Below are 23,995 nucleotides of genomic sequence, written 5' to 3'. Positions count from 1 at the left end.
TGCGCATGGCGCACCCTTGCAGCTACAGCTACAGCTACAGCTACGGCGCGACGCTGCCGGCCTGCAGCTTGTGCATGGCCGCTTCGGTCATGTCGTAGAGCATCACGCAGACGTGCTCGATCTCGCCCATCGACGCGCCCAGCGGCAGGATGGTGATGTTCTGGTACATGAAGTCGGCGCGCCCGGTGATCGGCTGGTAGCTCTTGAAGTGCAGCAGGTAGGGGCGCTGCTCCCACAGGCTGAAGGTGCGCGTGCCGAGTTTCAGGGACGTTTCCACCTTGCGCCGGAACCAGGGCTCGTCGACCTCGGGGTAGAGGTCGAACAGGCTGCGCCCCTGCACCTCGTCCGAGCCCAGGCCCGAATGGTTCTCCATGAAGCTGTTCCACACCTCGATGCGGTAGCTGCGGTCCAGCACCAGCACGCCGACATCCAGGCACTGGACGATGTCGAGCAGCCAGTGCACCTCCTTGATATCGATCTGCGCGGGCATGGGCTTACTCCTGTTCCATGAGGTAGTAGATCTTCTTGGTCAGGCGCGACAGCGAATCCTCGGTGAACAGCAGCAACAGGTCGAAATGCACCGCGTGGCCTTCCAGGCTGTAGCTGATCTCCACCGCCAGGGTGTTCTTCCAGCGTTCGCGGTTGAGGCGGATCAGCTGCTCGATGGCCGAGTGCTGGCCGAGTAGCTGCGGGTGGCCCTGGGAGAAACGCACGTCGATCTGCTCGGCGATGCCGGATAGGCAGGCGCCGGTGAGGATGCTCGCCAGGTCGAGGAGCATCTCCGAGGTTTCCGTTTCGTTCTGTGGTTGCCAGCCGAGCAGGTTGGCGATGGCGCCGATTTCCAAATCGTGGAACAGCAGCAACGCCTCGCCGGCGATGGCGTCGCCGATGAAGCCCTGGCACACCGCGCTCAGGCGCTGGCCGCGCTGGGCGTCGAGCAGGGCCATGTGCAGTTCGCTGACTTCGAAGATGTTGACCTGGGGGATCGGCAGGCGCACGAAGGTGCCGAGCACCTGCGCCAGCAGGGCGGCGGCGCGGCCCATGGCGACGTTGCTGACCTCGCGCAGGGCGTCGCGGAAGTTGACCTTGAGTGCCAGCTCCGGGCGCGGCGCGGTGGGGGCCAGGGGCGGTTCGAGGTCGAGCAGGCCGAGGCGCTGCAGGGTGGCGCGAACCTCCTCGGCGGGCGCCGGCTTTTTGATGAAACCCAGTGCGCCGAGTTCCTGCACGCGGCGCATGGCTTCTTCCTGAACGTCCCCGGAAACCACCACCACCTTGCAGCTCAGGCCTTCCGCGCGCAGCTGGGCGAGCACCTGGTAGCCGTCCATTACCGGCATGGTCAGGTCGAGCAGGACGACCCGGCCGAGGCCCTGGCGGATCGCGGCCAGCGCTTCCTCGCCCTGGGTCGCCTGGGTGATGCTGACCGGCCATTCGGCGGGCAGGGCGCGGATCAGCTGTTTGCGCGCCATCGCGGAGTCGTCGCAGACCAGAAGCGGAATCACCGTAGGGGCACCACGCTCGAATTAGGGTGTTGAGCAAGCATAGACGCTGGCTGCGCGGCGGATGTTCAGTCCGGCGCGTCCTGCGCATCGAAGGTGAAGGTATTGCGCCCGGCACTCTTGGCCCGGTACATGGCGCGATCCGCCTGCTGCACCAGGGCCTGGATATCGTCGCCGTCACGGGGGAACAGGCTCACGCCCATGCTCGCGTGGACCTGCACTTCGTGGCCGTCGAGGAGCATCGACAGCTGAAAGCGATCATGCAGCTTGTGCAGGATGCTCAGCACCTGCTGGGTATCTTCCACCACCTCGAAGAGGATCACGAACTCGTCGCCGCCCAGGCGCGCCACCGTGTCGCTTTCGCGGGTTGCCGAGCGCAGCAGGTTGGCCACCGCCTGCAGCACGTGATCGCCTAGGGCGTGGCCGAGGGTGTCGTTGAGTTGCTTGAAGTGGTCGAGGTCGACGAACAGCACCGCCAGCGGCTTGCCGCTGCGCCGCGAGTTGGCCAGGGCGTGGTCGAGGCGCTCGAAGAACACCCGGCGGTTGGGCAGGCCGGTCAGCGGGTCATGCCGGGCCAGGTGTTCGAGGGCGTGGCGGCCGCTGTGCAGCTCGTCGAGCTGACGGAGGATTTCTTCCTGCAGGCGCGCGAAGCTGCGGGCGAGCAGGCCGAGTTCGTCCTCGCGGCGCTCCGGCAGCGGGCTGACGCGCCGCTCGCGGGCGAACAGCTGTACGGCGTCGGTCATGTCCTTGAGCGGCCGGGTCAGCGCGCGCGAGGCGATGATCGCCAGCGCCAGGGCCGCCAGGCTGAACAGCACGACGATCTGCGCGATACGTTCGCCCAGGCGGGTGGCGGCGTTGAGCACGTGGCGTTCCGGTTGGGCCAGGCCGAGGATGACGAAGCGCTCCTGGCTGCGCGCGCTGACGTCCAGGCGCACGAAGGCGGCAACCAGGCCCTGCTGCTGGTCATCCGCAGCGGGGCGACGGCTGACCAGGCTTTCCTCCGCGCTGTCGTCGAACAGCTCGGCGACGTGGGGGAACTCGTCCTGGATGAACAGCCGACGACCCTGGTCGAAGCCGAACGTGCGGCGGTGGTCGGGGTGGATCAGCAGGTCGCCCCAGCGGTTGCTCAGGTACACCTGGTAGTAGCCGGGCAGATCGCTCTTGAGGGTGGCGAACAGCTGGTCGAGGTCGATGTTGATGACGATCAGGGCAAAAATCACGCCCTGCTCGTTGGCCAGCGGCGTGGACACGTGCAGCGTCGGCTTGCCCAGCCCGGAGTGCGCGCCCTGTTCGTGGTTGATCACGATGGGCGACAGGCGGATCTCGCCGGGGCGCATGCGCAGGGTGTCGAAGACGTAGGCGTAGTGGCCCTTCTCCTGCAGGTCGCTGCCGCTGACGCGCAGCAGGTTGTCGCCGTCGCGGTCCATGCGCACCTGCTCCAGGCCGTGGCCGGCGGCACTGATCAAGCGGATCTGCATGTACTCCGGGTGCACGGCGAGCAGCGCGCGGAACAGCTCGGCGAGGTGATCCTCGGCTTGCTCGCGCCCGGCTTCGTCGACGGCCAGCGGCAGGGTGCGGGCATCGGCGACATCGGCCAGCAGACGTGCATCGACGGCGATCGCTTCGACGCTGCTGCGCAGGTTGCGGCCGAGAACCTGGGTGGCGGTGAGCAGGTCGCGCTCGGCGGCCTTGAGCAGCATGTCGCGGCTGCTGACGTAGGAGTAGTAGCCGGTCAGGCCGGTGACCAGTACGCCGAACAGCGCCAGCAGGCAGCCGAGCTTGAAGGCGATGCCGAACCTCATGGGCGCTCCTCCAGCGGCGGCCGTTCGCCGGAGATGATGCGTTGCCAGAGAGCGGCGCGGCGCTGGTCGTCTTCCACCGGGCGCAGCCAGATCAGGCGACCGGGCTGGCCGCTGTCATCCGCTTCCTGCAGGGTGTTGGACAGGCCCTGGCGCTCGGTCAGCGCGCGGCTCGCTGGGGGCTCCAGGCTGTAGTCGATCCATGCCTCGGCCAGTTCGACATTGCGTGCGCCGCGGCTGATGGCCCAGCAGTCGAGCCAGGCCAGCGCGCCCTCGCGAGGAATCACGTAGCCGACGTCGGCGCCGGCGTCGCGCAGCTGCTTGAGCTGCTGGCGGCCGTAGTTGGCGTAGAGCAGGGCGACCCGGTGGTCGCGAAACAGGGTGGCGGCTTCTTCGGGCTGCGAGTAGAAGGTCAGCACGTTGCGGCGCAGGGCGATGAGCTGTTCGGTGATCTGCGGGAAGTCGTCGCTGGCGATCACGAACGGGTCGCGGCCGCGCGCCTGGCTGGCGATGGAGAAGTTGTGGCTGGCGGTGTTGAAGGCCAGCACGCGGCCTTGCAGACGCGGGTCCCAGAGGCTGGTGATGGAGTTCGGTGGCGCGCTGAACTGCTGTTTGTCGTAGATCAGGCCCATGTCCGAGTAGGTGTAGGGAATGGCGTAGACCTGGCCATCGTGGCTGATGCCGGGGATGCGCCGGTAGTCGCGAAAGCGCCAGAGCTGGCGCGTGGTGTTGCCGATGCGCGCCGGCTGGATCGGCTGCAGCAGGTTCTCGCTGACGTAGTAGGCGATCTCGGCGGTGTTGGCGGCGATCAGGTCGTAGTCCCCGCCCTGGTTGTGCGCCATCTTGCTGCGCAATGCTTCGTCGCTGCCGACCAGGGTGACCTCGACATCCACGCCGCGGCGCTGTTCGAAGGCGTCGACCAGGTCGGCGTCGGCGTAACCGGGCCAGGCGAGGATGCGCAACACCTCGCGCTCGGCATGGGCCGGCATGCAGAACAGGGAAAGCAGAAACAGCGAGGCGAGGGCAGGGCAACGGTACGACATGGCAGGAGCCCGAATGCGAAGGCGCTCAGGCAGTGTATACGATGGCAAAGTGCCTTGCCGTTGCGCGTGTCGCCCCGGCTCGCGAGGGCTTCAGCGCGCGGCGTCGTCGTTCGGGCAGTGGCCGCAGGCGCCGGCGGCATAGGCGGCGAGCAGGCTGCGCAGAAAGCTGCTGAGGTTCATCGGGCGTCTCCTTCGGTGGGGTGACGCCATCCTAGGCGAGCGGCCACGGGCGCGGCCCGTTGATTGTCTCGATGAAGGCGATAGAGTCGGGCTCAGTCGAAGTGGCTGTGCGCCAGTCGGGTCGGCCGGCCGAGCAGTTGCAGGGCGCGATCCGGGTAGTCGGTGATCAGGCCGTCGGCACCGAGCTCGAGCAGGCGACGCATGGTCGGCTGTTCGTTGATCGTCCACAGCTGCACGTGCAGGCCGCGTTCGTGGGCGCGTTGCAACAGGCTGGCGTTGGCCACGGTGAGCATGCCGTGCTGCTCGGGAATCTGCAGGGTCTGGTAGGAGGGCGAGAGCAGCTGGCCCAGGCCGAGCCAGTTGAGGCCGACGAGGATGCGCACCGACAGCGGGTCGGCCGACGTGGCGACGCTCGGGCAGAGCTTGCGGAAGCGCCGAAGGGTGCGTTCGTGGAAGCTGCCGACGATCACCCGTTCGGTCTGCTTGCTGCTGTGCAGCAGGTTGCACAGCTGTTCCTCGATGCCGGCTTCGGCGCCCTTCATCTCGATGACTTTGGGTTGTTCGGGCAGGCGCTCGAAGATCTCGCTGAGCAGCGGGATGCGCACACCTTCACCGCGGTAGGGAAAGCTCTGGCCGCCGTCGGCAGTCCAGCGGTAGCCGGCGTCGAGGCGTTGCAGCTGGGCGAGGGTGAGTTCGGCGACCGCGCCGCGGCCGTCGGTGGTGCGGTCGACGGTGGCGTCATGGATTACCACCAGTTGGCCGTCACGGGACAGGTGCACGTCCATTTCGATCATGTCCACGCCCAGGGCGCTGGCCCGCTCGAAGGCGAACAGGCTGCTCTCCGGCCACAGGCCCTTGCCGCCGCGATGGGCAACCACCAGCGGGCCGTTATCGGCGAGGGCGGCGAGTACGGGTGGCGTCTGCGCGGGCTGGCTGTAGCGCGACAGGGCGAACAGCGCGAGGCCGAGCAACAGCAGGGGCAGAAGCAGCATTCGGGCGAATCGGAGCATGTACGGCGTCCTTGCGAGGGAGGGCCAGCGCGCGACTAGCGGCGCCTGGCAGCCCCCATCAGACGTTCTGCTGGCGCCTGCGTCAAGGCCGCAGGCGCCACGTCGAGGGGCCGCTCAGCCTGCCAGCAGCCAGGCGCCGGCACCGGCCGACGCCGCGCCGGCGATACGTACCAGCGGCGCCGCGGCACGCGGCAGAAAGCGCACCAGGGCGTAGCCGATGGCGTGCAGGCTGGCGGTGGCGACGACGAAGCCGGCGGCGTAGCCGAGCGGGCTGGCCAGCTCCGGCAGTTCCAGACCGTGGGCGACGCCGTGGGTCAGGGCGAACAGGGCGGTGAGGGCAACCGAGACGATCATCGGCAGGCGCGCGGCGACTGCCACCAGCAGGCCGAAGGCGAGTACCGAGGCGGCAATGCCGGTTTCCATCAGCGGGATTTCCAGGCCGTTGAAGCCAAGCAGGCCGCCAATCAGCATGGTGCCGACGAAGGTCAGCGGCAGTACCCAGCGGGCAGCGCCGCTCTGCTGCGCTGCCCAGAGGCCGACGGCGAGCATCGCCAGCAGATGGTCGAGGCCGAATACCGGGTGTGCCAGGCCGGCCATCAGGCCGGAGTCGCCGTGGCCAGGGTGGGCGAAGGCCAGGGCCGGAGTGAGGAACAGGGCGAGGGCATACAGGCTTTTACGCAGGGTCATGTTGATTTCCTTCCAGTGGTCGATTTAGCGAGCGGCTGGTGCAGCGGCTTGCAGACAAGGTTCTCAGGCGGCGGTGAGCATGCCGTGCCGTTCAATGAAGGCGATGATCTGGTCCAGCCCCTGGCCGACCTTCTGGTTACTGAAAACGAAGGGCTTGTCGCCGCGCATCTTGCGCGTGTCGCGGTCCATCACCTCCAGCGAGGCGCCGACCATGGGCGCCAGATCGACCTTGTTGATCACCAGCAGGTCGGATTTGCAGATGCCCGGACCGCCCTTGCGCGGCAGCTTGTCGCCGGCCGACACGTCGATCACGTAGATGGTCAGATCGGAGAGCTCCGGGCTGAAGGTGGCGGACAGGTTGTCGCCGCCGGACTCGACGATGATCAGGTCGAGACCGGGGAAGCGCCGGTTGAGCTGCTCGACCGCCTCCAGGTTGATCGAGGCGTCCTCGCGGATCGCCGTGTGCGGGCAGCCGCCGGTTTCCACGCCAATGATGCGCTCCGGCGCCAGGGCCTCGTTGCGCACGAGGAACTGGGCGTCCTCCTGGGTATAGATGTCGTTGGTCACCACGGCGAGGTTGTAGCGCTCGCGCAGGGCCAGGCACAGGGCCAGGGTCAGGGCGGTCTTGCCGGATCCGACCGGGCCGCCGATACCGACGCGCAGGGGTTGGCTGTTCATGTGTGCTTCCTTATCAAGAGCGGAATAGACGGCTGTACTGGCGCTCGTGCGCCATGCTCGCCAGGGCCAGGCCGAAGGCGGCGCTGCCCCAGTGGGCGGGTTCGAGTTCACTGGCCTGGCGCTGCGCCTGGTCGAGCAGCGGCAGTAGCTCGGAGGTCAGGCGCTGCGCGGCCTGCTGGCCGAGTGGCAGGGTTTTCATCAGCACCGCCAGCTGGTTCTCCAACCAGCCCCAGAGCCAGGCGGCAAGGGCATCCTGCGGGTCGATCTGCCAGGCGCGGGCCGCTAGCGCCCAGGCCAGTGCCAGGCCTGGTTCGTCGACCTGCTGGAGCAGCTCGCGGGCTGTTTCGTCGAGTTCCGGCAGGCCCTGCAGCAGTTGTTGCAGCGAGTAGCCCATCTGCCGGCTTTCCAGCTGCAGCTCACGGGTTTCGCGGCTGGCGCGGTGGCGTTCGGCGAGTGCCAGCAGTTCGGCCCAGTCGTCCTGCGCCGCGGCGCTGCAATGGGCCAGCAGCAGCGGTGCCTCGAAACGGGCCAGGTTGTGCAGTAACTGGTCGGCGATCCAGCGCCGCGCGCCGTCGGCATCCTTGACCCGGCCCTGTTCGACGGCCATTTCCAGGCCCTGCGAGTAGCTGTAGCCGCCGATGGGCAGCTGCGGGCTCGCCAGGCGCAGGAGGTTCCAGGCCTTGTTCATCGGTTCAGACCCGCACGCCGAACTGGTGCAGGCGCGGCGCGTAGCTGAACTCGGCCTCGCCGGCGTGGGAGTGGTGGTGGCCGCCGCCGTAGGCACCATGTTCCGGCTGGAACGGTGCTTCGATGACGCAGGTAATGGCGCCCAGTTGGTCGAGCATGCCCTTGAGCACGTAGTCGTCGAGCAGGCGCAGCCAGCCGTCGCCGAGCTGCAGAGCGACGTGGCGGTTGCCCAGGTGGTAGGCCGCGCGGGTCAGCTCGAAGCTGCTTTCGCAGGTGACGTGCAACAACGCTTCCGGGTGGGCGACGATGCGCACGATGCGGCCGTCTTCGGCACGCAGGAAGTCGCCGTCGCGCAAGGGCGGCTGGCCGCGTTCGAGGAACAGGCCGACATCTTCGCCGTTGGCGCTGAAGCAGCGCAGGCGGCTCTTGCTGCGGGCTTCGTGGGTCAGGTGCAGCTCTTCGTCCCAGTGGGGTTGGGCGTCGAGGCGGTGGTGGATCACCAGCATGGGAGGGTTCCAGCGCTAAGAATCAGTGCTGGTCTAGAGCAAGGGGCTTGCCAAGGGCGCCGCAGGCGCATGCTCAGGCGCTGCGCCGGGTTGGCGTGCCTGATTGTGAGGCTTTGCGTGTATCGTTTTGGTGCGTGCTGATTTTTATTGCGCTGTATTGGTGCTTATTGGCTGTCGCCGTGACCCAGGCCGTGCCAGTGCTTGGCACCGATGAAGATGAAGCGCAGCTGCTGGACCATCTTCGATTCCGGCATCAGGTGCGGTGGTAGCGAGTCGGACGGCGGGTCGATGAGTTCCGGCAGGGTGGCGAACACGGTCTTCACCACGAGGTCGGAGACCACGTCCAGCGCTGCTTCGTCGAGGTGCGGGGTGCGGTTCATCAGCTTGAGGTCGGCGGCCAGTTCGTTGGTGATCTGCTGGCGCAGGCTGGCGATGGCCTGGCGCACCGGTTGCGAACCGCCGTACTGCTCGCGGGCGAGGAAGAGAAACTGGTTGCGGTTGAGGTTGACCGCATCGAGGAAGATGCGCGTGCTGGCCTCGATGATGCCACCCAGCTCGAACTCGCTGCGGCGCACATCGCGCAGGGTGCGGCGGAAGGTTTCGTCGACTTCGGCGACCAGTGCCAGGCCGAGGGCTTCCATGTCCTGGAAGTGGCGGTAGAAGCCGGTCGGCACGATCCCGGCGGTGCGGCTGACTTCGCGCAGGCTCAGGCTGCAGAAGCCACGACCGCTGTCCATCAGGCTGCGCGCCGCATCCATCAGGGCCTGGCGGGTCTGTAGTTTCTGTTCGGCGCGTGGCGACATGGCTCTCGGTGTTCCGGCTGGAGGCGGTCTTGCGGCGCACTCTAGCAAATGCCCTCCGCGGTCGTCGAAAAGCTTTTTCAGTGCACGAGTGTTGACTGAGTGCTGGTCACTTGCCATCCTGTGAACAAGTGTTCACTGAGATTTGCTCGCATGCGCCTGCTTCCTTTCTTTCTCGTTCGCTGCCTCGCCCGCCCGCTGCAACCACTGCGTGCACTGGTACGCCGACGCTGGCTGCGCGAGGCGGAGGTCGATGCGCTGCTGGCCGGGCTGCATCCGGCATGGCGGCTCAACCGTGTGTTCGCCGAGGTCGAGGGGCGCGAGTGGGTGGCCGATGACATGCTCGCCCTGCGTCTGCGCTGCAATGGCAACGCCCGCGGCTGGCGGGCCGGCCAGCACGTGCAGCTGTACCTGCCGCTGGACGGTGTGCGCTACAGCCGCAGCTACAGCCTCACCCGCGTCGGCCGGGGTGGCTGCATCGAGCTGGCGATTCGCCGGCAGCCGGGCGGGCGCCTGTCCAATCGCCTGCTCGATCACCTGGCCGTCGGCAGCGTGCTGGAGCTGGGCCAGGCCCAGGGCGATCTGCACTGGCCGGCGCAGTCCCGCGGGATTGCCCTGCTGGCCGCCGGCAGCGGCATCACGCCGTTACTCGGACTACTGCGCGAGGCGCTGGAAAAGGGCTTCGTCGCGCCGGTCAGTCTGCTGCATTACGTGCGCGAGCAGGGCCAGCGTGCGTTCGCCGAAGAACTGCAGCAACTGGTGGCGCGCTACCCCAATTTCACTGTGCGCTGGGTGCTGACCGGGGCCACAGCGGCCGAGGCCGGCATGCTGCGCGGGCGCTTCTGTGCCGAGCACCTCGACGTGCTCGATGCCGACAGCGTGTTGGCCTGCGGCCCGGCGCAGTTCGTCGACAGCGTGCGGCAGAACTGGGCTGGTGCGTTGCAGTTCGAGGCGTTCACAGCGCCACTGCGGGTCGCCGGGCTGGCGACCCAGGTGCAGCTGGACTTCACCCGCAGCCGCGTGCAGGGCCAGGGCGACAGCCAGCGCAGCCTGCTTGAACAGGCCGAAGGCCTCGGCCTGCGCCCGGCCCACGGCTGCCGCCAGGGCATCTGTACCAGCTGCACCTGCACCCTGCTCAGCGGAACCGTGCGCGACCTGCGCGACGGCACGCTGTTCGGCGAGCCGGGACAACCGATCCGTCTGTGCATCAATGCGCCCCATGCCGACGTGGCCATCGACCTGTGAACCCACTCAACCCACCCGGAGGCGAACATGCGCAGTGACCGAGAACTGACCCCGCAGGAACTGGACGCCTTCGGCGCTGAGCTGGATGACTTGCGCCGCCGCACCCTGGCCGACCTTGGCGAGGTCGATGCGCGCTACATCCGTCGCGTGCGCAGCGTGGTGCGGCTGTGCTGCTGGAGCGGGCGCGCTCTGCTGATGGCTGGCTGGTTTCCACCGACCTGGCTGCTCGGCACGCTGCTGCTGGGGTTGGGCAAAATCCTCGAGAACATGGAGCTCGGCCACAACGTCATGCACGGCCAGTACGACTGGATGAACGACCCGGAACTGACCGGGCGCACCTACGAATGGGATATCGCCGGGCCCTCCAGTTTCTGGCGGCATACGCACAACCATGTGCACCACACCTGGACCAACGTCATCGGCATGGACGACGACGTCGGCTACGGCGTGGTGCGGCTGTTCCCCGAGCAGCGCTGGAAGCCCTTCTATCGTTGGCAGCCGCTGTGGGTGACGGTGCAGGCGTTGCTGTTCCAGTACGCCGTGGGCATTCAGCACCTGCGCCTGGACAAGCTGATCAAGGGGCGCATCAGCAAGGAGGAGGTACGCCCGCTGGCGCGCGAGTTCAACGCCAAGCTGCTGCGCCAGTGGGGCAAGGACTATGTGTTGTTTCCACTGCTGGCCCTGCTGCTCGGCACCAACGCCCTGGCAGTACTGGCCGGCAACGTGCTGGCCAACCTGCTGCGCAACCTGTGGACCTTCGCCATCATCTTCTGCGGGCACTTCACCGAACGTGCGGCGGTGTTCAGCGCCGAGTCGGTGGTCGGTGAAAGCCGTGGGCACTGGTACCTGCGCCAGTTGCGTGGGTCGAGCAACCTGAGTGGCGGCAAGTTGCTGCACATCCTCAGCGGCAACCTCAGCCACCAGATCGAGCACCACCTGTTCCCCGACCTGCCGGCCCGGCGCTATGCCGCGCTGGCGGTGGAGGTCCGCGAGATCGCCGCGCGCTACGGCCAGGTCTACAACTGCGGCACGCTCGGCGCGCAGTTCGCCACGGTGCTGCGGCGCATCTGGACCTATCGCCTGCCCAACGAGGAACCTGCGTTTAGCGCTGGAACGAGCAGGTGAGATAGCGGTTGCTGAAGCCGTAGCGCAGCATCGAGCCAAGACGCGCGAACAGGTACAGCGGCCGGCGCTTGTAGTAGAGCAGCACGGCGTTGCCGACACCCTCCGAGCGGTGCTGCTTGGCCTGGTCCGGGCGCTTGGAAAACAGCCCCTTGAATTGCCACCACTGGATCTGCTCGAAGTGCTCATGCGGGCGCAGGCCGTGCTGGCGGAACAGGGCGAAGAACGAACGGCGGCTGAAGTCGTGCAGGTGGTGCGGGTTGCCGTCCAGGGTTGGGGTGATCGGCACCGAGGCGATCACCCGGCCACCCTCTGCCAGCAGTCGGGCGTAGTTGTCGATCAGGCGTTGCGGGCTGGGCAGGTGCTCAATGGTTTCCAGGCTGACGATGCTGTCGAACGGTTCTTCGGCGAAGCGCTCGGCGTCGGCGCAGACATAGCGCAGATTGGGCAGCTGGTAGTGCTGCTGGGCGTAGGCGATGGCGGCAGGGTCGATGTCGACGCCGGTCACCTGGCGCTGCGGGTTGCGCTCGGCCAGCAGTGCCGTGCCGTAGCCACAGCCGCAGGCCATGTCGAGGATGCGTTGGCCGTGCAGTTGGCGGGCGGCGAACTCATAGCGCTCCATGTGGATGCGCAGGGTGTTCTGGTCGTCCGTGCTGTGCGGGTCGAGATCCTTCGGGTAGATCCGCTCGATGGTGTGCATGCTGGTCGCTGGGTCAGTGACTGGAGGCGGAACTATAAGTCAGCGTGCGGTACACGCCCACCCTTGACGATGTGCGCTGATCGGCAGGCATAAAAAAACCGGTGAGTGCTGGGCATTCACCGGTTGTTGGGTGGAGCGCTGACTGGCCTCAAGCGGTAGCGTCCTGTGCAGTGCTGGCAGGGATCAGGTCACTCTGCTGGCCTTGCTTGGTCTTGAAGTAACCGCTATCGGCGACGAAGGTGCGCTTGTTGGTAGTCGAGCGTTCTACGTCTTTACCTTGCTTGGTTTTGAAGTAGCCACTGTCTGCCACGTCGTTGCGCTGGGCTGCCGGAACCAGGTCGCTCTGTTGACCCTGTTTGGTCTTGAAGTAGCCACTGTCGGCGAAGAAGGTGCGCTTGTTGGTGGTCGAGCGTGCTACGTCCTTACCTTGCTTGGTCTTGAAGTAACCGCTGTCGGCGACGTCATTACGCTGGGCTGCCGGAACCAGATCGCTCTGCTGACCCTGTTTGGTTTTGAAGTAGCCACTGTCGGCGAAGAAGGTGCGCCTGTTGGTGGTCGAGCGAGCGACGTCCTTGCCTTGCTTGGTCTTGAAGTAGCCGCTGTCCGCTACGTCGTTGCGTTGCGCTGCCGGAACCAGATCGCTCTGTTGGCCCTGCTTGGTTTTGAAGTAGCCACTGTCGGCGAAGAAGGTGCGCTTGTTGGTGGTCGAACGAGCGACATCCTTGCCTTGTTTGGTGTTGAAGTAACCGCTGTCGCTGAGGTCGAAGCGTTGTTCGAAAGTGCTGTTCAGGGCACGGTTCACTTCATGGGTGATGCTCGATTTGGCTTCGCCGAGAACCGGTTGCGGTTCGTTCTGCGGAAGGGCAAACACTGCAGTGGAAGAGAAGGTTGCGGCGATCAGGGTAGCGAGAAGAGACGTTTTCATTTTTAGGCACCTCGTAGGGGGTAAGTGAGTACGGGGCCTATGTTCGTGGCGCGCGCCCTGATGCGGAAGTCAGGGTTTCGCATAGTAAAGATCACGCTCAATGATAGCTGCGCGAAGCCCTCTGGACCGAGGGCTGCAGCGGTTCAGAGGGGGCTGCGGCGCTTGCGCCACTGGCCCCATTCGAAGCCCATTACCACCAGCAGCGACAGCGCGAAGGGCAGCAGCAGGTAGAAGACACGGAACACGATGAGCGCGGCCAGCACGTCTGCCGTGGGCAGTTCCGGCATGGCGGCGAGGAAGGTCACTTCGAGTACGCCAAGGCCACCTGGTGCATGGGACAGCAGGGCCAGGGAGAAGGAGGCGAGGAACACGCCGAGTACCACCAGGTAGCCCGGATTGCTCTCTGCCGGCAGTGCGTAATAGATGATCGCCGCGGCGCAGGCCAGCTCCAGCGGACCGGCCAGCAGCTGGCGACCGACGATGCCCAGGCGCGGGTATTCGACATGCAGTTTACCCAGCTGCAGCGGCTTGAACTTGAGCCACGAGCCGAGCACGTAGAGGCCGACCAGGCCGAGCATGAACAGGCCGATCGACACCGACAGCCACGGTCCGACATCGGCCACGCGCTTGATCAGTTCCGGCTGGCAGACCAGCACGGCACCGCCGGACAATAGCGCGCCGAGGGCGAAGGTGAAGGAGCAGAAGACGATCAGCAGGCCGATCTCGGAGGGTGTCAGGCCCTTGCTGCTGTAGGCGCGGTAGCGCACCACCGCGCCGGAGAACACCGAGGCGCCGATGTTGTGGGCCAGGGCGTAGGTGGTGAAGGAACAGACCGTGATGAACCACCAGGAGATCTTCTTGCCCAGGTGGGCGATAGCGATGCGGTCGTACCAGGCCAGCGCCACGTAGGCACCGAGGGTCGCGCCGGCTGCCATCAGCCAGTTGTGGGGGCGAATCGCGTACAGGCTGTCGGAAAGCTCATCCAGGGAGATGGTGCGGATTTCCTTGTACAGCAGGTAGCACGAGAGCACGACTGCGACCAAACCAATCAGGGTCCAGATCCAGTCGCTCCTTTTCATCATCGGCGGTGGCTCCTTGAACCTGTAGGGTTGGTTGGGGGGTGGATAGTCATGAGACGCCGCGGCGGGCGAGGTGTTGCAGCCCGTTCGCCAGGCGGCGCCGAGGGCAAATCGCGGTGCAGTATCAGGGAGCCGGCGACGCGGCTCAAGCGATTAGCTCTCGCCGGGCGTAACCAGCTGTTACGACATTGCAGCAGACGCCGCGCTGGCGGGCGTTGCCGCAAGTCAGCAAATGCGCTGATCGCCAGCTGCGGCCTGCAGGCGGATGGCGATGAACTTGGAGGTGGGCGTGTGGCTGCCCAGGCCGGTGCTCGCCAGTGGCACCAGCGGGTTGGTTTCCGGGTAGTAGGCGGCGGCCTGGCCGGCTGGGGTGTCGTAGGCGAGCAGGGTGAAACCGTTGACGCGGCGCTCGACACCGTCGTCCCACAGCGACAGTACATCGACCTTCTGTCCCGGCTCGAAGCCCAGCGTGCGGATGTCGTCCGGGTTGACGAAGAGCACGTCGCGCATGCCGCGTACGCCGCGGTAGCGGTCATCCAGGCCGTACAGGGTGGTGTTGTACTGGTCGTGGGAACGCAGGGTCTGCAGGACCAGGTGCGGCTTCTGCGCCTGGCTGCGTACCTCGGCGGGTAGCAGATCGGCGGGCAGTTCGTCGGCGAGGAAGCGGGCGCGGCCGCTGGAGGTGTTCCAGGTGCGTGCGCCGGCGGCGTTGCCCAGGTAGAAGCCGCCGGGCTTGGCGAGTTTCTCGTTGAAGCCGGCGAAGCCGGGAATGGTCGCGGCGATCAGATCGCGGATGCGTGCGTAATCCTCAACCAGCCAGGACCAGTTCACCGGTTGCGTGCCGAGCGTGGCCTGGGCGATACCGGCGACGATGGCCGGCTCCGAGCGCATCTGCGCCGACAGGGGCGTCAGCTGGCCCCAGGAGGCGTGGACCATGCTGAACGAGTCCTCCACGGTCACGGCCTGCGAGCCTGCGGCCTGGAGGTCCAGGTCGGTGCGCCCCAGGCACGGCAGGATCAGCGCCTGGCGGCCGTGCATCAGGTGGCTGCGATTGAGCTTGGTGCTGATCTGCACGGTCAGCTCGCACTGCTGCAGGGCCGCTTGGGTGCGTGGGCTGTCTGGGGTGGCCTGGGCGAAGTTGCCGCCGAGGCCGATGAACACCTTGGCTTTGCCGCTGGCCATGGCCTCGATGGCTTCCACGGTGTTGTGCCCCTGGGCGCGCGGCACGGCGAAATGGAAGTGTTTCTCCAGGGCGTCGAGCAGGGCCGCGGGTGGCCGCTCGTTGATGCCCATGGTGCGGTCGCCCTGCACGTTGCTGTGGCCGCGCACCGGGCACAGACCGGCGCCGGGCTTGCCGATGTTGCCGCGCAGCAGCATCAGGTTGCTGATTTCGTGGATGGTCGCCACCGAGTGGCGGTGCTGGGTGATGCCCATGGCCCAGCAGGTGATCACTCGTTCGGCGCCGGCATACAGGTGCGCGGCCTGTTCGATCTGCGCCCGCGGCAGGCCCGACTGTTGCTCGATCTGCGCCCACTCGGTACGTGCGACTTCATCCAGCCAGGCCTCGAGGCCTTCCGTGTGTTCGGCGATGAAGGTGTGGTCGAAGACGCTGCCGGGGCGTTCCGCTTCCCACTGCAGGAGGAATTTGGCCATGCCGCGCACGGCCGCCATGTCGCCGCCCAGGTGCGGGCGGAAGTACGCGGTGCTGGTCGGCTGGTCGCCGTTGCTGAGCATCTCCAGCGCCTGTTGCGGGTGCTGGAAGCGTTCCAGGCCGCGCTCCTTCAGCGGGTTGAAGCAGACCACGCGGGCGCCGCGCTGCACCGCCTCGCGCAGCGGTTCGAGCATGCGCGGGTGGTTGGTGCCGGGGTTCTGGCCGAAGACGAAGATCGCGTCGGCATGCTCGAAGTCGGCGAAGGTCACCGTGCCCTTGCCCACGCCGATGCTCTGGCCGAGGGCTACGCCGCTGGCCTCGTGGCACATGTTCGAGCAGTCGGGAAAGTTGTTGGTGCCGTAGGCGCGGACGAACAGCTGATAAAGGAAGGCGGCCTCGTTGCTGGCCCGGCCCGAGGTGTAGAACTCGGCCTGGTGCGGGCTGCTCAGGCCGTTGAGGGTGACGCCGATCAGGGCGAAGGCGGCGTCCCAGCTGATCGGTACATAGCGGTCGCTGTCGGCGTCGTAGCGCAGCGGTTCGGTCAGGCGGCCCTGGTATTCGAGCCAGTAGTCGCTCTGCTCGCGCAGCTGGCTGACGCTGTAACGGGCGAAGAAGTCGGCGCCGATGCCGCGCTTGGTGGCTTCCCAGTTCACCGCCTTGGCGCCGTTCTCGCAGAACTTCACCGCGCCGCTTTCCGGCGAGTCGCCCCAGGCGCAGCCGGGGCAGTCGAGGCCGCCGTTCTGGTTGGTCTTGAGCAGCGCGCGCAGGTTCTTCAGCGGCTGTTTGCTGTCCAGCCAGAAGTGCGTGACGCTGCGCAGCGCGCCCCAGCCGGCGGCTGCGCCGGTGTACGGTTGGTAACGCGGCGCGGCGCTCATGGGCAGTCCTCGGCAGGCGCCGGGCTGTAGACGCGCGGGCCGCTGTGGTGGGGCAGGTGGATCAGGTTGAGGCGATGGCGGCGCGCCCAGTCCACCGTCAACGCGGTGGGCGCGGAGAGGCTGACCAGTGTGGCGATCCCGGCGCGCACGGCCTTGTGCAGCAGTTCCAGGCTGCAGCGGCTGGTGACCACGGCAAAGCCGTCGCGGGCGGGCAGCCCTGTCTGGGCGAGGGCGCCGATCAGTTTGTCCAGGGCGTTGTGCCGGCCGATGTCTTCGCGGCACAGGCGCACCGCGCCCTGCGCGTCGATGAACAGCGCGGCATGCAGCGCGCCGCTGCTGCGCGCCTGGTGCTGCACGGCGGCGATGCGCTGGCGCAGGTCGAGCAGGTGGCTGGCCGGCGGCAACGGGCTGGCGGGCAGCTGCGGGAGCTGTGGCAGCGCCTGCTCCAGCGCCTCGACCCCGCACAGGCCGCAACCGCTGCTGCCGGCCAGATGCCGGCGCTGCTGCTTGAGAGCCCAGAAGGCGCGGCTGCTGATCTGCACGTCGGCGTGCAGGGCGGCGCCGGTGCCGCTCAGGCGGATGTCATAAATGTCATCGATGGTGGCGACCAGGCCGGCACTCAGGCTGAAGCCGCGGACAAAGTCCTCCCGGTCGCCGGGCGAAACCATCATTACCGCCTGGCTGATGCCGTTGTAGCTGATGGCCAGCGCGCATTCCTCGGCCAGCACCGTGGCGGCCGGGGTGGCGGTGTCGAGTTCGACGTAGGCATAGGCCTGCTCGATGGAAGAGGCGTTCACGGGTGCCTGGCGGGCGATAGGGTGGGGCATGAAACGGCCCTCTATGGCGACATGGAGTGTTTTTCAGCCTAGGCCGCCGGGCCTGTTGCGTCTAATCGCTGTTGCCGATGAACTGATCGATGTGCTCTATCGCTAACCGGCCCCTGTGCTTGTTGGTTGCGTTGCACTCAAAGGTCAGGTGCTGCGCACCCTACGGCGCAGCCAGCAGGCGCTGCGCCTCGGCGAAGCAGGCCTCGGCCACTGCCGAACGGGGCGCGCTGCGGCGCAGGATCAGGCTCAGTGGGGCGAGGGTGTGGGCGTCGGCGATCGGCGTCAGCACGAGGTGCTGGCTGAGGGTTTCCAGGCCGCTGTCGAGCGGCATGATCGCGCAGCACAGGCCGGCATCCACCGCCTGCAGCAGCTGATGCACGGCATCGGTTTCCAGGCGTGGGCGCGGGGCCAGGCCACGGCTGCGGAAGCTGTGGTCGATCGACTGGCGGAAATGCATGCCGCTGGAGAGCAGGCCCAGCGGCAGGTCGATCAGCGCCCCCCAGCTCAGCTGCTCGGCGTCGAGCGCGAAGTGCCGGCGGTCGTGCAGCAGGCCCATGCGCGTGTCGGCCAACTCCAGGCTGGTGAAATGCTGGCGGTCCAGGCGCTCGACGTAGGACAGGCCGAGGTCGAGCTGATTGCGCCCGAGGCGTTCGAGAATCTGTTCGCTGCTCAGGGCGAACAGCTGGAAGCGCAGCTCCGGGTGCAGCGCGGCGAAGCGGCCGATCAGGCGCATCGGGTCGAAGCCCGCCAGCGGCACCAGACCCAGGCGCAACGTGCCCACCAACTGACCGCGGCAGGCGGCGGCCTCGGCATACAGGCCGTCTTCGGCAGCGAGCAGGTTGTGCGCCCAGCTGAGCACCCGCTGCCCGGCTTCGGTGAAGCCCTCGAAACGCTGACCACGTTGCACCAGCTCCAGGCCCAGCTCGTCCTCCAGGTTGCGCAGGCGCATGGACAGCGTCGGCTGGGTCACGTGGCAGCGTGCGGCGGCCTGGCCGAAGTGACGGGTTTCGTCGAGGGCGACGAGGAACTTGAGCTGTTTGATGTCCATGCGGGCTCGGCGGCGAGGCGGGTCGAAGGCGACCATCGGCGACGATACTGGGCTGGCGCGCAGCTGTCAGCCGCGGCGAGCGAGACCGGCTGGCCGGTGGAATCGAGGGGCTGCCCGGATGCGCTACCTTAAGAGCCTGTTCATCAGCGCCTGGTGGCCTCATGCATGGCGCCCGGCGACAACAATAAAAGCAGGCAAGCATGACCCTGGATGAAGCGCATGGCCTGACCATGCAACTGGACGCGCTCTACCGCACCGAGTCACGACGGGTGCTGGCCACCCTGATCCGCCTGCTCGGCGATTTCGACCGCGCCGAGGAGGCGCTGCACGAGGCCTTTCGCGCCGCCATGGAGCAATGGCCGCGCGATGGCGTGCCGGCCAATCCGCGCGCCTGGCTGGTTTCGGCCGGACGTTTCAAGGCCATCGACGAACTGCGCCGGCATGCACGCCTGCAAGCCCTCGATGAGGCCCCCGAGCCGCTGGACGAGACGCCGTTCGACACCGAGCTGCTGGAAGACGACCGCCTGCGCCTGGTGTTCACCTGCTGCCACCCGGCGCTGGTCGCCGACGCACAGGTCGCCCTGACCCTGCGTGAGGTCTGCGACCTGAGCACCGAGGACATCGCCCGCGCCTTTCTCAGCACGCCGAGCACCGTGGCGCAGCGCATCGTGCGGGCGAAGAACAAGATCCGCGACGCGCGCATTCCCTATGAGGTGCCGGGGCGCAGCGAGCTGCCCGAGCGGCTGGAGGCGGTGCTGCGGGTGATCTACCTGGTGTTCAACGAAGGCTACTTCGCGTCGTCCGGCGAGTCGTTGATGCGCACCCAGCTGTCCGCCGAGGCCATTCGCCTGGGTCGCCTGCTGGTCGAGCTGCTGCCCGAGCCGGAGGCACAGGGCCTGCTGGCGCTGATGTTGCTCAACGAATCGCGGCGCCCGGCGCGGCTGTCGGCCCGTGGCGAGGCGATTCTGCTGGATGCCCAGGACCGCCGCTTATGGGATCGCGCACTCATCGCCGAAGGCGAGGCGCTGGTGCTGCAGGCGCTGCAGTCGCGACGCTTCGGCCCATACAGCTTGCAGGCGGCCATCGCTGCCGTGCACGCCGAGGCGGACAGCATGGAGAGCACCGACTGGGTGCAGATCGTCGGCCTCTACGACGCCTTGCTACGTACCACGCCATCGCCGGTGATCGAACTCAACCGCGCGGTGGCGGTGGCCATGCGTGACGGTCCCGAGGCCGGTCTGGCGCTGATCGAGCAACTGCTCGCGGCGGGCGAGCTGGCGGACTATCACCTGGCCCACGCGGCGCGTGCCGATCTGTGCCGCCGTCTCGGCCAGCACCAGGCGGCTCGCACGGCCTACCAGCGCGCGCTGCAACTGAGCCAGCAGGGCGCCGACCGTCAGTTTCTGGAAAAACGCCTGGCCGAACTGCCGCCCGGTTGAGTGTCTATGCCTATGGGCGCAGGCCGGAACGCCCAGCAGAGGCCCGCCGAAAAATATTTGCAGCCGTTGTCGATTGCGCCGAACGCCACACGACTACTGGATAACACCGCAGCGAAATGCCTGGGAGAACGCCATGAAATACCTATGCCTGGTCTACAGCGACGAGCAGGTGCTGCACGACCACCCGGACAGCCCGCGTGACGAAGAGTGCTTCGCCTACGCCAACAGCGTGCAGGCCAGCGGCCGCATGCTTGCCGCCGAGGCCCTGGAGTCGGTGCAGACCGCCACCACCGTGCGTATGCGCGGCGGCAGGCTGTCCATCACCGACGGCCCGTTCGCCGAGACCAAGGAGCAGCTCGCCGGCTTCTACCTGGTCGAGGCCCGCGACCTCAACGAGGCGTTGCAGATCGCCGGGAAGATTCCCGCCGCCCGCGTGGGCTGCGTCGAAGTGCGCCCGGTGCGCGAACTACAAGTCTGACGTCACCCTTCTCCCACGGGAGAGGGGCCGGAGCTGAAGGGTGGTTCGCCACTCGCCGCGCGCGGTCTCACACGGGCCGAACATCTCCGACTTCACGCCTGTCCCAAGGAGACGGGTTACCGAGCAGACGTTACTCACCAGGAGAAGCCCCGATGAATCCTGATCAGCCGAAAGTTGTCAGCCGCGAAGCGTGGCGTGCCGCGCGCATCGCCCTGCTGGCAAAGGAAAAGGCCTTCACCCGCCAGCGTGATGCGCTCAACGCCGAGCGCCGGCGCCTGCCGCTGGTCGAGGTGCACGAGGACTACCGCTTCCTCGGCCCGCACGGCGAGGTGCGCCTGCTCGACCTGTTCGAGGGGCGCCGCCAGCTCATCGTCTACCACTTCATGTACCTGCGTGAACACGGCGAAGGCTGCGACGGCTGCTCGCTGGTGGTCGACAACATCGGTCACCCGGCGCACCTGCATGCCCGCGACACCAGCCTGGCACTGGTCTCGCGTGCGCCGCTGGCGGAAATCGAAGCGTTCCGCCAGCGCATGGGCTGGACACTACCGTGGTACTCCTCGTTCGAGAGCCGTTTCAACTACGACTACCACGTCAGCCTCGACGAGAACGTGGCGCCGGTCGAGTACAACTACCGCGATCGAGACGAACTGCAGCGCCTGGGCCAGGACTATCACCTGGCGGGCGAGCAGCCTGGCGTCAGCGTGTTCCTGCGCGACGGTGAGCGTGTGTACCACAGCTACTCCAGCTACGGGCGTGGCCTGGACCTCCTGGTCGGTACCTACAACTACCTGGACCTCACGCCGCTGGGGCGCCTGGAAGGCTGGGACGGCATGCCCGACCTTGACGGACAGGGCACCCGCTGGTGGCGCCTGCACGACAGTTACCAGTCCCCGGCGCCGAGTTGCTGCGCCGATCACCGCAAACCCGCTTGACGGAAACAGGAGAATGCACATGAACACCTACCATCCGCATACCGCGCTGAGCGCACTGCTCGAAAAATGGGTCGAGGGCAATCGGGCCAAGGATGTCGACGCCATCATCCAGCACTACAGTCCGGACGTCGTCGCCTTCGACGCCATCCTGCAGCTGCAATTCCAGGGCCGCGAGGTCTACAAGGCGCACTGGCTGAACTGCATGCAGGCGTGCAGCGGGCCGACCACCTTCGAGGTGCGCGAGTTGCACCAGGAGTCCGAAGGCACCATCGGCTTCGGCCGCTTCATCGCCTACTGCAGCGGTACGGACGCCGAAGGCAACGTTCACGGCTGCCTGATGCGCGTGACCCAGATCTACCGGCTGCTCGGCGCCGAGTGGAAGATCGTCCACGAACACTTCTCCGTGCCGTTCGATCCGGAGAGCGGTGCGGCGATCTTCGAGCAGCAACCCGCCGCCTGAACGCCATGAGGGCGCGCCATGCTCGCAAGCATTCTGTTCGTCGTGGTACTGCTGGTGGCCATCCTGCTGGTCGTGGTGGCCATGCGCCCGGCGCCGTTTCGCATCGAGCGCTCGCTGCTGATCGCCGCGGCGCCGCGCACCCTGTTCGACCAGGTCGACGACCTGCGCCAGTGGCATCAGTGGTCGCCCTGGGCCAGGCGTGACCCGGCGATGCAGGTGGAGTACGCCGGCGGCACGCGCGGGCCGGGCGCGGAGTATCACTGGTCGGGCAATCGCGAGGTGGGCAAGGGCAACCTGACCATCAGCGACAGCCGCCCCGGCGAGCTGGTGCGCATGCAGCTGGAGTTCCTCGAACCGTTCCGCGCGAGCAACGTCGCCGAGTTCCGCTTCCAGGCGGAAAGCGGCGGCACGCGGGTGCTGTGGAGCATGAGCGGGCGCAATGGCTTCGTCGGCAAGCTGATGGGGCTGCTGTTCGACATGGACGCGATGCTCGGCAAGGATTTCGACCAGGGCCTGGCCACGCTCAAGGCCCGTGCCGAGGCGGCGCCAGCCGGCTGAGTGTCGGCGAGAGCGGCTTAGCTGAGCGGGGGCGCGCGCTTTTCCCTACAATTGCGCTTTTCCTGCCAGACGAGGAGCTCCCGTGCAGTCGGTGATCTCGGTCGAAAACCTGAACAAAACCTACGCATCGGGCCACCCGGCCCTGCAGAACATCAACCTGCAGATCGACAAGGGCGAGATCTTCGCCCTGCTCGGCCCCAACGGCGCCGGCAAGACCACGCTGATCAGCATCATCTGCGGCATCGTCAACCCGGGCGACGGCCATGTCCGGGTCGGTGGCCACGACATCCGCAGCGATTACCGCGCGGCCCGCTCGCAGATCGGCCTGGTGCCGCAGGAACTGGTCAACGACGTGTTCGAAACCGTCTGGGCGACGGTCAAGTTCAGCCGCGGGCTGTTCGGCAAGAAGCCCGATCCGGCCTACCTGGAACAGCTGCTGCGCGACCTGTCGCTGTGGGACAAGCGCAACGCCAAGATCTTCGAGCTGTCCGGCGGCATGAAGCGTCGGGTGATGATCGCCAAGGCGCTGTCCCACGAACCGTCGATCCTGTTCCTCGACGAGCCCACCGCGGGCGTTGACGTCGAGCTGCGCCGCGACATGTGGAACATGGTGCGCAAGCTGCGCGAGCGCGGCGTGACCATCATCCTCACCACCCATTACATCGAGGAGGCCGAGGAAATGGCCGACCGCATCGGGGTGATCCGCAAGGGCGAGATCATCCTGATCGAGGACAAGGACGTGCTGATGCGCAAGCTCGGCAAGAAGCAGCTCACCGTGCAGCTCAAGCAGCCGCTGCAGCAGGTGCCGGCCGAGCTGGCCGAGTTCTCGCTGGAACTGGCCGATGACGGCCATGAGCTGGTCTACACCTTCGACGGCCAGCACGAGCACAGCGGCATCGCCGAACTGTTGCGCGACCTTGATCGCCTCGGCATCGACTTCAAGGACCTGCAGTCGAGCCAGAGCTCGCTGGAAGATATCTTCGTCAACCTGGTGAGGGCGAACGCATGAACCTCTATGCCATCCGCTCCATCTACCTGTTCGAACTGGCGCGCACCTGGCGCACGCTGCTGCAGAGCATCGCCACGCCGGTGATCTCCACTTCGCTGTACTTCGTGGTGTTCGGCTCGGCCATCGGTTCTAGCATGACCCAGGTGCAGGGTGTGAGCTACGGCGCGTTCATCGTGCCGGGCCTGATCATGCTGGCGCTGCTCACCGAGAGCGTGTCCAACGCTGCGTTCGGCATCTACATGCCGAAGTATTCGGGGACCATCTACGAGCTGCTGTCGGCGCCGATTTCGTTCTTCGAGATCGTCATCGGCTACGTCGGCGCGGCGGCGACCAAGTCGATCATCCTCGGCCTGGTGATCCTGGTCACGGCGCGGCTGTTCGTCGAATTCGAGATTGCCCACCCGTTCGTCATGGTGCTGTTCCTGGTGCTCACGGCGGTGACCTTCAGCCTGTTCGGCTTCATCATCGGCATCTGGGCCGATGGCTGGGAAAAGCTGCAGATCGTCCCGGCGCTGATCGTCACGCCGCTGACCTTCCTCGGCGGCAGCTTCTACTCGATCAGCATGCTGCCGCCGGTGTGGCAGACCATCACCCTGTTCAATCCGGTGGTGTACCTGATCAGTGGTTTCCGCTGGGCCTTCTATGGCGTATCGGACGTCAACGTGGCGGTGAGCTTCGGCATGACCATCGGCTTCCTGCTGCTGTGCATCGCCATCGTCTGGTGGATTTTCAAGACCGGGTATCGGTTGCGCCAGTGA

General features: G+C 66.7%; 25 protein-coding genes. 9 read left to right on the top strand and 16 right to left on the bottom strand.

The annotated features are described in order from the left end of the window. Positions 1-40: 40 nt before the first annotated feature. The 10 genes from IB229_RS06610 to IB229_RS06565 all read right to left on the bottom strand — a co-directional run bounded on the left by IB229_RS06610 (position 41) and on the right by IB229_RS06565 (position 8,889). Positions 41-490, bottom strand: a complete 450-nt coding sequence (locus IB229_RS06610) for a PAS domain-containing protein (protein WP_192326157.1) — start codon at positions 488-490, stop codon at positions 41-43. A gap of 4 nt (positions 491-494) precedes the next feature. Then, a complete protein-coding gene (locus IB229_RS06605; RefSeq protein ID WP_192326155.1) occupies positions 495-1,499 on the bottom strand; it encodes a response regulator in 1,005 nt (334 codons plus the stop codon). Between the two features lie 65 nt (positions 1,500-1,564). Beyond that, positions 1,565-3,298, bottom strand: a complete 1,734-nt coding sequence (locus IB229_RS06600) for a diguanylate cyclase domain-containing protein (protein WP_192326153.1) — start codon at positions 3,296-3,298, stop codon at positions 1,565-1,567. Beyond that, positions 3,295-4,338 (bottom strand): ABC transporter substrate-binding protein, encoded by a 1,044-nt coding sequence (locus IB229_RS06595; protein ID WP_192326151.1) that lies wholly within the window; start codon positions 4,336-4,338, stop codon positions 3,295-3,297. Before IB229_RS06595 ends, IB229_RS06600 begins: the two co-directional genes overlap by 4 nt. A gap of 272 nt (positions 4,339-4,610) precedes the next feature. Beyond that, the gene (locus tag IB229_RS06590) at positions 4,611-5,528 is read right to left on the bottom strand and encodes a glycerophosphodiester phosphodiesterase (protein WP_192326149.1); all 918 of its coding nucleotides are present in this window, start codon (positions 5,526-5,528) and stop codon (positions 4,611-4,613) included. Positions 5,529-5,642: 114 nt separating this feature from the next. Further along, the gene (locus tag IB229_RS06585; RefSeq protein ID WP_192326147.1) at positions 5,643-6,215 is read right to left on the bottom strand and encodes a HupE/UreJ family protein; all 573 of its coding nucleotides are present in this window, start codon (positions 6,213-6,215) and stop codon (positions 5,643-5,645) included. Positions 6,216-6,278: 63 nt separating this feature from the next. Then, complete coding sequence (gene ureG, locus IB229_RS06580) at positions 6,279-6,893, bottom strand: urease accessory protein UreG (RefSeq protein ID WP_192326145.1); 615 nt, start codon at positions 6,891-6,893, stop codon at positions 6,279-6,281. Positions 6,894-6,906: 13 nt separating this feature from the next. Then, positions 6,907-7,581, bottom strand: a complete 675-nt coding sequence (locus IB229_RS06575; protein WP_192326142.1) for an urease accessory protein UreF — start codon at positions 7,579-7,581, stop codon at positions 6,907-6,909. A gap of 4 nt (positions 7,582-7,585) precedes the next feature. Next, a complete protein-coding gene (ureE, locus tag IB229_RS06570) occupies positions 7,586-8,086 on the bottom strand; it encodes an urease accessory protein UreE (RefSeq protein WP_192326140.1) in 501 nt (166 codons plus the stop codon). A gap of 164 nt (positions 8,087-8,250) precedes the next feature. After that, positions 8,251-8,889: a TetR family transcriptional regulator gene (locus tag IB229_RS06565; protein WP_192326138.1), complete on the bottom strand. Its 639-nt coding sequence runs from the start codon at positions 8,887-8,889 to the stop codon at positions 8,251-8,253. Between the two features lie 150 nt (positions 8,890-9,039). Between IB229_RS06565 and IB229_RS06560 the strand changes: the two genes are divergently transcribed. Both IB229_RS06560 and IB229_RS06555 read left to right on the top strand, forming a co-directional pair. Then, the gene (locus IB229_RS06560; RefSeq protein WP_192326136.1) at positions 9,040-10,131 is read left to right on the top strand and encodes a ferredoxin reductase; all 1,092 of its coding nucleotides are present in this window, start codon (positions 9,040-9,042) and stop codon (positions 10,129-10,131) included. A 27-nt stretch (positions 10,132-10,158) separates the two neighbouring features. After that, positions 10,159-11,256, top strand: a complete 1,098-nt coding sequence (locus IB229_RS06555; RefSeq protein WP_192326134.1) for a fatty acid desaturase family protein — start codon at positions 10,159-10,161, stop codon at positions 11,254-11,256. Here the strand turns inward: IB229_RS06555 and IB229_RS06550 are convergent. From IB229_RS06550 to IB229_RS06525, 6 genes are all read right to left on the bottom strand, one after another. After that, on the bottom strand, positions 11,234-11,953 hold the full coding sequence (locus IB229_RS06550; protein WP_192326132.1) for a class I SAM-dependent methyltransferase: 720 nt from the start codon (positions 11,951-11,953) through the stop codon (positions 11,234-11,236). The two genes, IB229_RS06555 and IB229_RS06550, sit on opposite strands and share 23 nt — an antisense overlap. Positions 11,954-12,101: 148 nt before the next feature. Next, positions 12,102-12,878 (bottom strand): hypothetical protein, encoded by a 777-nt coding sequence (locus IB229_RS06545; RefSeq protein ID WP_192326130.1) that lies wholly within the window; start codon positions 12,876-12,878, stop codon positions 12,102-12,104. A 143-nt stretch (positions 12,879-13,021) separates the two neighbouring features. Then, positions 13,022-13,960, bottom strand: coding sequence for a lysylphosphatidylglycerol synthase transmembrane domain-containing protein (locus IB229_RS06540; protein ID WP_192326128.1), 939 nt, complete (start codon positions 13,958-13,960; stop codon positions 13,022-13,024). Positions 13,961-14,182: 222 nt separating this feature from the next. After that, positions 14,183-16,483 carry an FdhF/YdeP family oxidoreductase gene (locus tag IB229_RS06535; protein ID WP_192326126.1) on the bottom strand — a complete coding sequence of 767 codons (2,301 nt, stop codon included), beginning with the start codon at positions 16,481-16,483 and terminating at the stop codon, positions 14,183-14,185. Then, positions 16,480-17,310 (bottom strand): formate dehydrogenase accessory sulfurtransferase FdhD, encoded by an 831-nt coding sequence (fdhD, locus tag IB229_RS06530; protein ID WP_192326124.1) that lies wholly within the window; start codon positions 17,308-17,310, stop codon positions 16,480-16,482. Before fdhD ends, IB229_RS06535 begins: the two co-directional genes overlap by 4 nt. Before the next feature lie 160 nt (positions 17,311-17,470). Beyond that, positions 17,471-18,358: a LysR family transcriptional regulator gene (locus IB229_RS06525; protein ID WP_192326122.1), complete on the bottom strand. Its 888-nt coding sequence runs from the start codon at positions 18,356-18,358 to the stop codon at positions 17,471-17,473. Between the two features lie 230 nt (positions 18,359-18,588). On the opposite strand from IB229_RS06525, the gene IB229_RS06520 reads away from it, so the two are divergent. From IB229_RS06520 to IB229_RS06490, 7 genes are all read left to right on the top strand, one after another. After that, positions 18,589-19,797 (top strand): RNA polymerase sigma factor, encoded by a 1,209-nt coding sequence (locus tag IB229_RS06520; protein WP_412547788.1) that lies wholly within the window; start codon positions 18,589-18,591, stop codon positions 19,795-19,797. 133 nt (positions 19,798-19,930) lie between these two features. Beyond that, positions 19,931-20,275, top strand: coding sequence for a YciI family protein (locus IB229_RS06515; RefSeq protein WP_192326118.1), 345 nt, complete (start codon positions 19,931-19,933; stop codon positions 20,273-20,275). Positions 20,276-20,427: 152 nt separating this feature from the next. Continuing rightward, positions 20,428-21,210, top strand: coding sequence for a DUF899 domain-containing protein (locus tag IB229_RS06510; protein WP_192326116.1), 783 nt, complete (start codon positions 20,428-20,430; stop codon positions 21,208-21,210). Positions 21,211-21,229: 19 nt separating this feature from the next. Continuing rightward, positions 21,230-21,670 (top strand): YybH family protein, encoded by a 441-nt coding sequence (locus IB229_RS06505; protein ID WP_192326114.1) that lies wholly within the window; start codon positions 21,230-21,232, stop codon positions 21,668-21,670. A gap of 18 nt (positions 21,671-21,688) precedes the next feature. Further along, positions 21,689-22,228 carry an SRPBCC family protein gene (locus tag IB229_RS06500; protein ID WP_192326112.1) on the top strand — a complete coding sequence of 180 codons (540 nt, stop codon included), beginning with the start codon at positions 21,689-21,691 and terminating at the stop codon, positions 22,226-22,228. Positions 22,229-22,310: 82 nt separating this feature from the next. Further along, positions 22,311-23,237: an ABC transporter ATP-binding protein gene (locus IB229_RS06495; RefSeq protein ID WP_192326110.1), complete on the top strand. Its 927-nt coding sequence runs from the start codon at positions 22,311-22,313 to the stop codon at positions 23,235-23,237. Beyond that, positions 23,234-23,995, top strand: coding sequence for an ABC transporter permease (locus IB229_RS06490; protein ID WP_192326108.1), 762 nt, complete (start codon positions 23,234-23,236; stop codon positions 23,993-23,995). The genes IB229_RS06495 and IB229_RS06490 overlap by 4 nt, the downstream gene beginning before the upstream one ends.

This window comes from Pseudomonas sp. PDM14 (assembly GCF_014851905.1).
In the GTDB taxonomy this organism is placed as follows: domain Bacteria; phylum Pseudomonadota; class Gammaproteobacteria; order Pseudomonadales; family Pseudomonadaceae; genus Aquipseudomonas.
Note: the sequence above shows the minus strand (reverse complement) of the source record. Positions and strands in the feature narration are given on the sequence as shown.

What these genes read in the sequence shown, in the direction of transcription:
- IB229_RS06610 (WP_192326157.1), bottom strand. Translation starts at nt 490, where the DNA reads ATGCCCGCGCAGATCGATATCAAGGAGGTGCACTGGCTGCTCGACATC.
- IB229_RS06600 (WP_192326153.1), bottom strand. Translation starts at nt 3,298, where the DNA reads ATGAGGTTCGGCATCGCCTTCAAGCTCGGCTGCCTGCTGGCGCTGTTC.
- IB229_RS06595 (WP_192326151.1), bottom strand. Translation starts at nt 4,338, where the DNA reads ATGTCGTACCGTTGCCCTGCCCTCGCCTCGCTGTTTCTGCTTTCCCTG.
- IB229_RS06590 (WP_192326149.1), bottom strand. Translation starts at nt 5,528, where the DNA reads ATGCTCCGATTCGCCCGAATGCTGCTTCTGCCCCTGCTGTTGCTCGGC.
- IB229_RS06585 (WP_192326147.1), bottom strand. Translation starts at nt 6,215, where the DNA reads ATGACCCTGCGTAAAAGCCTGTATGCCCTCGCCCTGTTCCTCACTCCG.
- ureG (WP_192326145.1), bottom strand. Translation starts at nt 6,893, where the DNA reads ATGAACAGCCAACCCCTGCGCGTCGGTATCGGCGGCCCGGTCGGATCC.
- IB229_RS06575 (WP_192326142.1), bottom strand. Translation starts at nt 7,581, where the DNA reads ATGAACAAGGCCTGGAACCTCCTGCGCCTGGCGAGCCCGCAGCTGCCC.
- ureE (WP_192326140.1), bottom strand. Translation starts at nt 8,086, where the DNA reads ATGCTGGTGATCCACCACCGCCTCGACGCCCAACCCCACTGGGACGAA.
- IB229_RS06565 (WP_192326138.1), bottom strand. Translation starts at nt 8,889, where the DNA reads ATGTCGCCACGCGCCGAACAGAAACTACAGACCCGCCAGGCCCTGATG.
- IB229_RS06560 (WP_192326136.1), top strand. Translation starts at nt 9,040, where the DNA reads ATGCGCCTGCTTCCTTTCTTTCTCGTTCGCTGCCTCGCCCGCCCGCTG.
- IB229_RS06555 (WP_192326134.1), top strand. Translation starts at nt 10,159, where the DNA reads ATGCGCAGTGACCGAGAACTGACCCCGCAGGAACTGGACGCCTTCGGC.
- IB229_RS06550 (WP_192326132.1), bottom strand. Translation starts at nt 11,953, where the DNA reads ATGCACACCATCGAGCGGATCTACCCGAAGGATCTCGACCCGCACAGC.
- IB229_RS06545 (WP_192326130.1), bottom strand. Translation starts at nt 12,878, where the DNA reads ATGAAAACGTCTCTTCTCGCTACCCTGATCGCCGCAACCTTCTCTTCC.
- IB229_RS06540 (WP_192326128.1), bottom strand. Translation starts at nt 13,960, where the DNA reads ATGATGAAAAGGAGCGACTGGATCTGGACCCTGATTGGTTTGGTCGCA.
- IB229_RS06535 (WP_192326126.1), bottom strand. Translation starts at nt 16,483, where the DNA reads ATGAGCGCCGCGCCGCGTTACCAACCGTACACCGGCGCAGCCGCCGGC.
- fdhD (WP_192326124.1), bottom strand. Translation starts at nt 17,310, where the DNA reads ATGCCCCACCCTATCGCCCGCCAGGCACCCGTGAACGCCTCTTCCATC.
- IB229_RS06525 (WP_192326122.1), bottom strand. Translation starts at nt 18,358, where the DNA reads ATGGACATCAAACAGCTCAAGTTCCTCGTCGCCCTCGACGAAACCCGT.
- IB229_RS06520 (WP_412547788.1), top strand. Translation starts at nt 18,589, where the DNA reads ATGCAACTGGACGCGCTCTACCGCACCGAGTCACGACGGGTGCTGGCC.
- IB229_RS06515 (WP_192326118.1), top strand. Translation starts at nt 19,931, where the DNA reads ATGAAATACCTATGCCTGGTCTACAGCGACGAGCAGGTGCTGCACGAC.
- IB229_RS06510 (WP_192326116.1), top strand. Translation starts at nt 20,428, where the DNA reads ATGAATCCTGATCAGCCGAAAGTTGTCAGCCGCGAAGCGTGGCGTGCC.
- IB229_RS06505 (WP_192326114.1), top strand. Translation starts at nt 21,230, where the DNA reads ATGAACACCTACCATCCGCATACCGCGCTGAGCGCACTGCTCGAAAAA.
- IB229_RS06500 (WP_192326112.1), top strand. Translation starts at nt 21,689, where the DNA reads ATGCTCGCAAGCATTCTGTTCGTCGTGGTACTGCTGGTGGCCATCCTG.
- IB229_RS06490 (WP_192326108.1), top strand. Translation starts at nt 23,234, where the DNA reads ATGAACCTCTATGCCATCCGCTCCATCTACCTGTTCGAACTGGCGCGC.